Source organism: Collinsella sp. LCP19S3_B11 (assembly GCF_052121915.1).
In the GTDB taxonomy this organism is placed as follows: Bacteria; Actinomycetota; Coriobacteriia; order Coriobacteriales; family Coriobacteriaceae; genus Collinsella.
Genome location: NZ_JBQKDI010000017.1, coordinates 38,226 through 48,945 on the forward strand (window position 1 = coordinate 38,226; position 10,720 = coordinate 48,945).

General features: G+C 61.4%; 8 protein-coding genes. 1 reads left to right on the forward strand and 7 read right to left on the reverse strand.

Annotated elements, in window-relative coordinates; all coding sequences use genetic code 11:
- Nucleotide 1: 1 nt before the first annotated feature.
- From rpoB to ACTQV4_RS08775, 5 genes are all read right to left on the reverse strand, one after another.
- Nucleotides 2-3,430, reverse strand: coding sequence for a DNA-directed RNA polymerase subunit beta (rpoB, locus tag ACTQV4_RS08755; protein WP_229770619.1), 3,429 nt, complete (start codon nucleotides 3,428-3,430; stop codon nucleotides 2-4).
- 559 nt (nucleotides 3,431-3,989) lie between these two features.
- Complete coding sequence (locus ACTQV4_RS08760; protein WP_368136490.1) at nucleotides 3,990-4,898, reverse strand: UTP--glucose-1-phosphate uridylyltransferase; 909 nt, start codon at nucleotides 4,896-4,898, stop codon at nucleotides 3,990-3,992.
- Between the two features lie 311 nt (nucleotides 4,899-5,209).
- Nucleotides 5,210-5,587, reverse strand: a complete 378-nt coding sequence (gene rplL / locus ACTQV4_RS08765) for a 50S ribosomal protein L7/L12 (protein ID WP_154514707.1) — start codon at nucleotides 5,585-5,587, stop codon at nucleotides 5,210-5,212.
- A gap of 102 nt (nucleotides 5,588-5,689) precedes the next feature.
- Nucleotides 5,690-6,211, reverse strand: a complete 522-nt coding sequence (rplJ, locus tag ACTQV4_RS08770; protein ID WP_441569653.1) for a 50S ribosomal protein L10 — start codon at nucleotides 6,209-6,211, stop codon at nucleotides 5,690-5,692.
- A gap of 507 nt (nucleotides 6,212-6,718) precedes the next feature.
- Nucleotides 6,719-7,855, reverse strand: a complete 1,137-nt coding sequence (locus tag ACTQV4_RS08775) for a pyridoxal phosphate-dependent aminotransferase (RefSeq protein ID WP_441569654.1) — start codon at nucleotides 7,853-7,855, stop codon at nucleotides 6,719-6,721.
- A 93-nt stretch (nucleotides 7,856-7,948) separates the two neighbouring features.
- Here ACTQV4_RS08775 and ACTQV4_RS08780 point away from each other — a divergent pair, with 93 nt between their 5' ends.
- Nucleotides 7,949-8,599: a hypothetical protein gene (locus tag ACTQV4_RS08780; RefSeq protein ID WP_441569655.1), complete on the forward strand. Its 651-nt coding sequence runs from the start codon at nucleotides 7,949-7,951 to the stop codon at nucleotides 8,597-8,599.
- Nucleotides 8,600-8,609: 10 nt separating this feature from the next.
- Here ACTQV4_RS08780 and ACTQV4_RS08785 read toward each other — a convergent pair whose 3' ends face one another.
- Nucleotides 8,610-9,173, reverse strand: coding sequence for a uracil-DNA glycosylase family protein (locus ACTQV4_RS08785; protein WP_441569656.1), 564 nt, complete (start codon nucleotides 9,171-9,173; stop codon nucleotides 8,610-8,612).
- Nucleotides 9,174-9,176: 3 nt separating this feature from the next.
- Nucleotides 9,177-10,553, reverse strand: a complete 1,377-nt coding sequence (locus tag ACTQV4_RS08790; protein WP_441569657.1) for an alpha-amylase family glycosyl hydrolase — start codon at nucleotides 10,551-10,553, stop codon at nucleotides 9,177-9,179.
- Between the last annotated feature and the right edge of the window lie 167 nt (nucleotides 10,554-10,720).

Here is a 10,720-nt window from a genome sequence, read left to right on the forward strand (position 1 = left end):
ACTACTCCTTATCAGTGGTCGTGGCGGCGACAGCCTCGGGTGCCTCGGCGGTCTCGGCATCCTGGGCCTCGACGTCGGCGTCAACGCCGGCGAGCGCAGCCAGGTCATCGAGGGCAGAGGTCTCCTCGGCGGTCACGGGGGCGGAGGCGTCCTCGTCGGCATCGCGCATGGGCTCGATGTCCAGTGCGAGGGAACGGATCTCCTTGACGAGAACCTTGAAGGACTCGGGGATACCCGGAACCGGGACGTTCTCGCCCTTGACGATGGACTCGTAGGTCTTGACGCGGCCCACGGTATCGTCGGACTTGACGGTCAGGATCTCCTGCAGGACGTTGGAAGCACCGTATGCGTACAGTGCCCAAACTTCCATCTCGCCGAAGCGCTGGCCGCCGAACTGGGCCTTGCCGCCCAGCGGCTGCTGGGTAACCAGGCTGTAAGGGCCAGTCGAACGGGCGTGGATCTTGTCGTCGACCATGTGACCGAGCTTGAGGATGTAGGACGTACCCACGGTAATGGGCTCGCGGAACTCCTCGCCGGTACGGCCGTCAAACAGGCGGGTCTTTCCGCGCTCGTCAAGCTGGGTGACAAACTCGGGGCGCATGTGATCGCCAAAGGCAGCGGTGGCCTTGTTGAGCATATTCTTGTTGGCACGACGGATGACCTCGGCGATCTCGTCCTCCTTGGCGCCGTCGAAGACGGGCGTCGCGGTAAAGAACGGACCGGGGACGTACTTGTCGGAATCGGCATCCTCGGTATCCCAACCGCAGGCAGCAGCCCAGCCAAGGTGGCACTCGAGCAGCTGGCCGACGTTCATACGCGAAGGAACGCCCAGCGGGTTGAGGATAACGTCGATCGGGGTACCGTCAGCCATGTAGGGCATGTCCTCGACCGGCAGAACGTTACAGATAACACCCTTGTTGCCGTGGCGGCCGGCAATCTTATCGCCCTGCTGGATCTTACGGCGCTGGGCGACGTAGACGCGCACCTGCTCGTTGACGCCGGGGGCCAGGTCGTCGCCGTTCTCGCGGCTAAAGCGGACGACGTCGATGACACGGCCGTAAGCGCCGTGAGGCATCTTAAGGGAAGTGTCGCGAACGTCGTGAGCCTTGGCACCGAAGATGGCGCGCAGCAGGCGCTCCTCGGCAGTCAGAGCGCTCTCGCCCTTAGGGGTAACCTTGCCGACCAGGATGTCGCCAGGGCCGACCTCAGCGCCGATGCGGATGATGCCGTCCTCATCGAGGTTGGCAAGCATGTCCTCGGAGAGGTTCGGGATCTCGCGAGTGATCTCCTCGGGGCCGAGCTTGGTATCGCGGGCGTCGATCTCGTGACGGGTGATGTTGATGGTCGTCAGCAGGTCCTCGGCCACCAGGCGCTCGGACACGACGATACCGTCCTCGTAGTTGAAGCCTTCCCACGGCATGTAGGCCACGGTGAGGTTCTGGCCCAGTGCGAGCTCGCCGTGATCGGTCGAAGGACCGTCGGCCAGAGGCTCACCCTGCTCAACGGTGTCGCCGACGCGCACGAGCGGGCGGTGGTTGATGCAGGTGGACTGGTTGGAGCGCTGGTACTTGGCCAGGTGATACTCGTCCATGCCGCCGGCATGCTTGACGATAATCTTGGAGGCGTCGGCAAAGATGACCTCGCCGGCGTTCTTGGCCAGGGTGACCTCGCCAGAGTCCAGGGCGGCGCGACGCTCCATGCCGGTACCGACATAGGGAGCGGCGGGGTGAACCAGCGGCACGGCCTGACGCTGCATGTTGGCGCCCATGAGCGTACGCTTAGCGTCGTCGTGCTCGAGGAACGGGATCAGCGTGGCTGCGACGGAGAGCATCTGGCGCGGTGAGACGTCCATGTAGTCGACGTCCTCGACAGGCACGTCGGCGGGAGCGCCGAAGGAGCCGTCGAAGTCGCGGGTACGGGCGATCACGGAATGCGGACGGACGATCTTGCCCTCGGCATCGGTCGTGATGAACTCGTTGGTCTTGGGATCGAGCGGCGTGTTGGCCGGCGCGATAACGTGCTTCTCTTCCTCGTCAGCGGTCATCCAGTCGATCTGGTCGGTGGCAACGCCGTTCTCGACGCGGCGGAACGGGGCCTCGATGAAGCCATACTCGTTGACGCGGGCGTAGAGGGCAAGCGAGCCGATCAGGCCGATGTTGGGGCCTTCGGGGGTCTCGATCGGGCACATGCGGCTGTAGTGCGAGTTGTGAACGTCGCGGACGGCCGTCGGCACGTTGGTGCGGCGGCTGGAGCCCGACTTGTGGCCGGCAAGACCGCCAGGGCCGAGTGCGGACAGACGGCGCTTGTGGGTCAGACCGGTCAGAGGGTTCGCCTGGTCCATGAACTGCGAGAGCTGCGAGGAACCGAAGAACTCCTTGATGGAGGCCACGATCGGGCGGATGTTGATGAGCGACTGCGGGGTAATCTCGTCGATGTCCTGGGAGCTCATGCGCTCACGGACGACGCGCTCCATACGGCTCATGCCGATACGGAACTGGTTGGCGACGAGCTCGCCGACGGTGCGGATACGGCGGTTGCCAAAGTGGTCGATGTCGTCAACCTTGAAGCCCTGCTCGCCGGCAGCGAGGGACAGGAGGTAGCGCAGCGTCGCGACGATATCCTCGTCGGTGAGCACCGTGACCTCTTCCTCGGTGGTGAGGTTGAGCTTCTTGTTGACCTTGTAGCGACCGACGCGGGCCAGGTCGTAGCGTTGCGGGTTGAAGAGCAGGCCCTCGAGCAGGCTGCGGGAAGCATCCACGGTGGGAGGCTCGCCCGGGCGCAGGCGACGGTAGATCTCGATAAGAGCATCCTCGCGGGTGAGGGCGGTATCGCGCTCGAGGGTGCGCTTGATCACATCGGAGTTGCCGAGCAGCTCGATGATGTCGTCGTTGGTGACGGCGATGCCAAGGGCGCGCAGGAACATCGTGGCGCTCTGCTTGCGCTTACGGTCGATGGAGACCATGAGCTGGTCGCGCTTGTCGACCTCAAACTCAAGCCAGGCACCGCGGGACGGGATGATCTGAGCCTTGTAGATCTGCTTGCCCGAATCCATCTCGGAGCTGAAGTACACGCCCGGGGAACGGACGAGCTGCGAGACGACGATACGCTCGGTACCGTTGATGATGAAGGTGCCCTGATCGGTCATCATGGGGAAGTCGCCCATAAAGACGAGCTGCTCCTTGATCTCGCCGGTCTCCTTGTTGGTGAGACGGACGTCGGTCAGAAGCGGAGCCTGATAGGTCATATCCTTCTCGCGGCACTCCTCGACGGTGTGCGCGGGGTCGCCAAACTGATGCTCGCCGAAGGTAACCTCGAGAACATGGTTCTGGCTCTGGATGGGGCTGGATTCCTTAAACGCCTCACGAAGGCCCTCGTCCTTAAAACGCTCAAAGGATTCCCTTTGAACAGAGATAAGGTTGGGGAGCTCCATGGCCTCCGGGATTTTCCCGAAGCTGACGCGCTTGCGCTCAGTGGCAGTGTATGCGTAGGTCACCAGGTTTTTCCTCCTTCACGGAAATGCTCGGTGGGTTGGCGAGGCATAGCTTCGCCAGTTATCGCAACCTAATAGTTTATCAGGTACCGACCGTTGGGCAAGAAAAGCCTTGACGCGATTGAGTTTTTGGAGTAGCAAATTTTTTCGACAGAAAATGCCGAGGTAGATGTGCGTATATCGAACATATGTTCATATATTTTCTGTGAACAGAGTTACTGATGCGCGTCGCTGAATGGCGGAATGGCAGCGAAGGCTGATCGGGCGGAAATTGTGTCCCGTTTTGAGGCCTCAAACTGGGTCGTAGTTTCCGATTGAGCCCTGTTTGGGAAACTGTATCCCGTCCTGAGCCGATATTCTGGGATGCGCTTTCCGCTAGGGTCCTCAGCCGGAAAGCGCATCCCAGAATTCGACCAAATTGTGGGTCGCACTTTCCGGAGCTAAGCGGCAGTTCGCAAAAAAACGGGTGCAGACCGAAGTCCGCACCCGTAAGCGCTGTCTACTTGCGCATCAAGCCGCCGCGCTCGTCGATGGCATCCCAGAAGGCATCGGCAAAGCGAGGATCGCTTGCGGCCATAAGGGCGTTGGTGGCCATCCAGCCAGAAGGCGTGCCGGTGTCGTAGCCCGACAGAGGATCGATGACGACGGCGTACATGGCCTCGCGGTCGAGCGAACGGGCCATAGCGTCGGTCAGCTGGATCTCGCCGCCCTTGCCGGCCTGCTGGTCGGCAAGCAGCTCCATGACCAGCGGGCTCAGCAGATAGCGTCCGACGATGTAAAGGTTAGAAGGCGCAGCCTCGGGAGCAGGCTTCTCCACCAAGCCGCCGATACGCCACACGGCGCCAGGCTCGGCATCGCCAACGCCCTCAGCGCCCTCGAGGGAGCCCACGCGCTCGCCGGCGATAACGCCATAGCGGCTGACCTCCTCGGGAGCACACGCGGCAACAGCGATAACCGAAGCGCCGCCATGCTCCTTGGAGACGGCAAGCATCTTGTCGCAAATGTCATGGTTGGGCACAACGTAGTCGCCCAGAAGAACCAGGAAGTTCTCCCCCGCCACAGCATCGGCCGCCGAGCGAATGGCATGGCCGAGGCCCTTGGGCTCGTACTGATAACGGAAATCGACCGGCATACCGCCAGCGTGGGCGACGGCATCGGCATAGGCGTTCTTGCCGCGCTCGCGCAGCAGGTTCTCGAGCGAACGATCGGGCTGGAAGTAGCTCAGCAGCTCGGGCTTACCGGGAGAGGTAACGATGATGGCGTCGTCGACCTCCTCGGGGTCGAGTGCCTCCTCAACGACGTACTGGATAACCGGCTTGTCGAGAACCGGCAGCATCTCTTTGGGCGTGCACTTAGTGCCAGGCAGAAAACGCGTGCCTAGACCGGCGGCGGGGATGATTGCCTTCATATTATTCAAGGATCCTTTCGCAGGCGCAAAGCGCCCCAAGCGTGCGGCACGGCGGCCGCAGACCAAATTGCGATACCGAAGTATCTTACCGCCGGAGACATACGTCGCCGTAAGGCAAACGCAATTCTTCAGCAGGTCAACGCAAATTATTGCTCGAATGGTGCAATTTTATGCCCCAGCGGTAACGGGATTGGCACGGCGAAGACAGCGGTGTTCTGCGTGCCGAGCAATGGGAATGAGGGGGCAAAACAAAAAAGACGGGGCTCGCAATGCGAACCCCGTCTGCAAAGAAATCTGGCGAGAAAGCCTGATTACTTGAGGGTGACAGCAGCGCCAGCAGCCTCGAGCTTCTCCTTGGCAGCCTCGGCGTCCTCCTTCTTGGCGCCCTCGAGAACAGCCTTGGGAGCGCTCTCGACGACCTCCTTGGCCTCCTTCAGGCCAAGGTTGGTGAGCTCACGGACGGCCTTGATGACCTGGATCTTGTTGTCGCCGAAGCCCTCGAGCACGACGTCAAACTCGGTCTTCTCCTCGGCCTCAGCAGCGCCAGCAGCGGGAGCGGCGACAACAGCGGCAGGAGCAGCGGCGGAAACGCCGAAGGTGTCCTCGATAGCCTTAACGAGCTCGGAAGCCTCGAGAAGGGTCATTTCCTTAAGAGCATCGATGATCTCATCGGTGGTAAGCTTAGCCATTTCTAAGTCCTTTCGGTTTCCGTGTCTGTGCACGGAGATCAGTTAAAACACGGCGCGAATGCGCCAGGGGTGCGGCGTTGCCGCCGCGGGTGAAAACAGCGACTAGGCTGCCTTCTGCTCGGAGACCTGCTGGATCGAACGAGCGAGACCAGAGGAAACGCCGTTGACGCAGACAGCGATGTCGCGAGCGAAACCGGAGATGAGACCGGCGATCTGGCCGAGAAGCTGGTCCTTGGTGGGCAGCTCGGCGATAGCCTTAACATCATCAGCGGAAACGGCCTTGCCGTCGGAGATACCGCCCTTGATCTCAAGGACGCCCTTGGACTTAGCGGAGAAGTCCTTAAGGGTCTTAGCGGCCTCGACCGGCTCGGTCTCGTAGAACACATAAGCGACGGGGCCGGCGAGGATCTCGTCGAGCTCGGGCTGCTCCTGGTTCTTGAGAGCGATCTTGACCAGGTTGTTCTTGTAGACCTTCATCTCGGCGCCGCACCCGCGAAGCTGATGACGCAGCTCCTGAGCCTGCTTAACCGTCAGACCGTTGTAGTTGACGACGAACAGACCGGCATTCTCGGCGATACGGGACTCGATCTCTGCAACCTTGTCGATTTTGTACTGCTGGGGCATGAATTACACCTCCTCGAATTCTTTCCGGGCACGGTCCGCCACAAGGACGTGACGGGGGCATGTCCAAAAAGAAAGCCCCCGCGCTGCATGAGCGACGGGGGCGAGAAGACATATCTACTCGACCACCTCGGCTGGCGGGATATCCCATTGAGCTCGCGGGCAATGCCCGTTTGCACCGGCTGTCTCTGGCAGCGGATTCGTGCGTGAACCGAAAGTATTATGGCGGGGACCCCGGCTTCGGTCAACGGCAACCCTGGCTGCACACAATTCCACCATCTCGGTCGCGCCGCCAAAGGCCAGGCGCAAGCTTTTCGCTCGGTCAGGTCCTGGGCTCGCACGAAGAGCACATTTAGTGCTCTTCGGCTCGTGCGGAATCTACGAAAAGCTTGCGCCTGGCCTTTGGCGGCGCGACCTGTGTTGACTTTGGGGCAGCCAGGGTTGCCGTTGGCCGACGCGCCCCACTCACAATCCTTATGTCGGTGGGCTGATGTGTTGCATCCCTGAGGACTACAAAGTCGAAATGAAGGTGGACAGGCGGCGGAGGCCTTCGTCCAGATCTTGGTCGGAGACGCAGTAGCTTAAGCGGACGTGGCCTTCGGTTCCGAAGCAGTCTCCGGGGACTAGGGCTACGTTGGCTTCTTTGATGGCTTTGATGCAGAAGTCTTCGCTTGTTAGGCCGAATTGTTTGATGCTGGGGAAAGCGTAGAAGGCGCCGGCTGGTTCCACTACGTCGAGGCCCATGGTGTCTAAGGCTGCGAGCACGCGTTCGCGGCGGGCTCGGTAGACTTTGAGCATGGGGGTTGGGTCGACGGTCAGGGCTCGGGCCGCGGCGTCCATTTCGAAGGAGACGGCGCTCGATACTAAGTATTGGTGGGCCTTTGCGATCTCGGCGATGACGGGGGCTGCGGCTGCGAGCCAACCCAAGCGCCAGCCGGTCATGGCCCAGGGCTTGGAGAAGCTCTCGATGACCACCGTCTGCTCGCGTAGCTCCGGGTGGCGCTGGGCAAAGCGCTCATAGCCATCCACATAGACCAGGCGGTTATATACGTCGTCGCAGATTACGTAGATGCCCGCTTGCTCTGCCACGTGTGCCACGGCGTCGAGCGATGCCGCGTCGAGGATACAGCCCGTGGGATTGTTGGGCGAGCAGATAACGATGGCCTTGGTCGCCGGCGTCACGCAGGCGCGAAGCGCTTCCTCGTCAATCTGAAATTGCGCGGGCTCCGTATCCAAAAAGACCGCTTTGGCGTGGTTGGCCACGACGATGCTCTCGTACAGACCAAAGGCTGGCGTGGGGATAATAACCTCGTCGCCGGGGTTGAGCATGGCCATAAATGTTGCCGACAGGGCCTCGGTCGCGCCGTCGGTTAGGATGACCTCGTCGGCCGAAAACGTAAGGCCCGCGTCTCCCATGTAGGTAGACAGCGCCTCGCGCAGGGCGGGACGGCCGTTGTTGGGCGGATAGTGCGTGTCACCGCGGCCCAACGAAGCAGTCACTTCGGCGCTAATCACATCGGGCGTGGGAAAATCGGGCTCGCCAAGCGCGAGCGCGATGCACCCCGGGTGCTGGGCGGCGAGCGCGTTGATCCGGCGAATGCCGGAGGGCTTGAGCGTGGCAAGCGAGGTGTTCATGGGCAGTCGCATGGCATTCCTTTCGTAAGGGTTGCACTAGGATAGCGCGCCCGCGCTCCACCAGACGGTGTAACCTAAACGGAAACCAACCGGAAAGGAGGCGGCATGGAGACAACTGCACGCGGCGATGTACCAAAAACGCTGCAAACCATTGCGTATATCAGTATTCCCAAGAGCGCCGATCTTGAGTTTTTGCTTTGGGACCTGCAGGATGCCATCGCCGCCTATGCCCGGCTTTCCGGCACCGCGCTCCCCCGTCCGGTCGATTTGGAGGCGGATGATGCCGGTGTAGTCGATGGCATGGTGTTCGCTGTTGATGATGCATTTGATGATGAGGCGATGATCGCTGTCGAGCAGATACTCGATCGCTTCGGGGATACAGAGACACGCGTCTACGCCGTCGTCCAGGCCCTGTCAAAAAACAACAAGCAGGCGGACGAAGTCCTCGACCACCTGTACCGGGCATGTATTCTACGTGACCTGCCATGGTGCGGTGGCGTTGTCATCTGCGCCGGCAGCGATATTGCGGCGCTTCGCCACTCCCCGCGTATGGGCCTCTTACGCCGGCCATTTTCCGAAGCGATGGATAAGCTTGTAGGCGCCGTGCGCATGGGCTGCTCCATAGAGCATGCGCAGCTGCTTGGCGGCGGCGAGGCCGATAGCGTCGATGTCGACGGCATGGTGCGCGTCAAGCCCGCCGTGCCCGCACCAATCTGGCATGCCATCATCAAACGCCTCGGCGCCCATGCTCAATAAAGGATCTAGATTACCGTGCGGTCCAGTCAACTGCCTCGCGCCAGCGCTCGATAAGCCGCTCCAGGCGCCAGGCCGCGTTAGCGGGACTAGTTGACGGCAATACGACAGCGGACAGACCCGTCCGCTCCTGTAGATAGCGCTTATAGAGGCGCCCCGCCGTACCTCCGTTGCATACCACCCGCTCGATGGGCGCAGCTCCAGTGATGCGTTCGATATATGCCGGCACAACGTTTTTGATGCTCGCGTCGCTCGACCCCTTAATGTCGCAGCTCTCGATCACATCCCACAGGGCCACACCACCGTTCAACAGCATGGATCGCTTGGCGGCAATAGAGGCGTCGAGCGTCGCGGGCTCGCCGCCCACCAAAGGGTCGCCCTCGTTGGGTGGTACAGGCACACCAAGGCACGCGGCCATCACGCGCCAAAAGCGATTCTGAGGGTTGCCGTAATAAAAGGCATTGGTGCGCGAAAGCACCGAGGGAAACGATCCCAGCACCAAAACGCGCGAGTGCCGGTCAAACACGGGCTCAAACCCATGCTCAATATGTTGATAGCCCTCGTCTGACGCCGCCATGACCTAGGCCCTCAACAGATAGCGCACCTCGTAGGGCGCAAGTTCAAGCGCACCCGTCAGCTCGACCGTGGGTGCATCGTCGGCAAGTAGGTCGACGAAGGAGCCGTTGAGTTCGCCGGCTCCAAAGGTATAAGGCTCGTTCACGGCATTGACCGCCACGAGCACCGTCGCGTCGTCGCAGGCGCGCTCGAACAGCAGCTGTTTGTTCTGAATCATCACGTTGCGGTACGCACCGTAGCTGAGAGCGCGTGCCGCCGCGTCGTCGGCCGAGCGCAGGTGCGCAAGCTGTGTGATGAAGGCCGTCAGCTCGTTGGGCGCAGGCTCATCGAGCGCAGGGCGCAGCACCCAGTCGCCATCGGGGCCGCCCTTTTCGCCGGCAATTCCCCACTCGCTGCCATAGTAGATGCACGGGATGCCCGGCATGCCAAAGAGCATGCCATAGGCGGGACGCAGGCACGACTTGTCGGTGAGGATGCTCGCCAGGCGCGGCACGTCGTGGTTGTCGACAAACGACAGCAGGTGCTTGCCGCGGTAGATGCACCACGGGTCGCCGCCAAACTGACGGTGCAGCGAGTGGGCGATCTCGAACATGTTGATCGAGTTAAAGCTGGAGTACAGTCCCTTGTAACACTCGTAGTTGGTGCAGGAGTCGAGCATCTCGTCGTTGACGATCTGGTTGTAGTCACCGTGGAGCGTCTCGCCGATCAGCACAAAATCGGGTTTGAGCTCACGGGCAAAGGCGTGCAGGCGGCGCATAAAGTCGCGGTCGAGCATATAGGCGACGTCCAGGCGCAGACCGTCGACGCCAAAGACATCGGCCCAACGGCGCACGGACTCGAGCAGGTAATCGACCACGGCGGGGTTTTGCAGGTTAAGCCTCACGAGCTCAAAATGGCCTTCCCAGCCCTCGTACCAAAAGCCGTCGCCGTAGCACGAGTCGCCGTCAAAGCTGATGTGGAACCAGTCCTTGTAGGGCGAGTCCCACTTGCGCTCCTGCACATCGCGGAAGGCCCAAAAGCCGCGACCGACGTGGTTGAGGACGGCGTCGAGCACCACGCGGATGCCGTGGGCATGCAGCGTCTCGCACACGGCGGCAAAGTCGGCATCCCCACCCAGGCGACGGTCGATGTGGCGCAGGCTGCGCGTGTCGTAGCCATGGCTATCGGACTCGAGCGGTGGGTTGATGAGCACAGCGCCAATACCTAGTTCCTGCAGGTAGTCGGCCCATTGGACGATTTTCATGATGGGGGCATCGGGGTTGGGCGCGTCGTTGGCAGCCTGGGCAAGCTCATCCTCGGCAACGGGCGCGACGTTTTCGTGCGGAGCTCCACAAAAGCCCAGCGGATAGATTTGATAGAACGTCGTCTCGTATGCCCACATAGCAACCTCCCGGTAAGCTCAACACAACGACATACATTGTATGCCCAGCTTGTATCCCCATTACAGTCTGAAGTGGGCCACCGATAAATTTCGATGGCGAGCATTCGGCGCATTGCCTACGATACGGGCAAGCCCCGAGGGGCCGCCGATCGGGCGCCTCCGGATGG

Coding starts and splice junctions, on each gene's coding strand:
- rpoB (WP_229770619.1), bottom strand. CDS start 3,430: ATGGAGCTCCCCAACCTTATCTCTGTTCAAAGGGAATCCTTTGAGCGT.
- ACTQV4_RS08760 (WP_368136490.1), bottom strand. CDS start 4,898: ATGAAGGCAATCATCCCCGCCGCCGGTCTAGGCACGCGTTTTCTGCCT.
- rplL (WP_154514707.1), bottom strand. CDS start 5,587: ATGGCTAAGCTTACCACCGATGAGATCATCGATGCTCTTAAGGAAATG.
- rplJ (WP_441569653.1), bottom strand. CDS start 6,211: ATGCCCCAGCAGTACAAAATCGACAAGGTTGCAGAGATCGAGTCCCGT.
- ACTQV4_RS08775 (WP_441569654.1), bottom strand. CDS start 7,855: ATGCGACTGCCCATGAACACCTCGCTTGCCACGCTCAAGCCCTCCGGC.
- ACTQV4_RS08780 (WP_441569655.1), top strand. CDS start 7,949: ATGGAGACAACTGCACGCGGCGATGTACCAAAAACGCTGCAAACCATT.
- ACTQV4_RS08785 (WP_441569656.1), bottom strand. CDS start 9,173: ATGGCGGCGTCAGACGAGGGCTATCAACATATTGAGCATGGGTTTGAG.
- ACTQV4_RS08790 (WP_441569657.1), bottom strand. CDS start 10,553: ATGTGGGCATACGAGACGACGTTCTATCAAATCTATCCGCTGGGCTTT.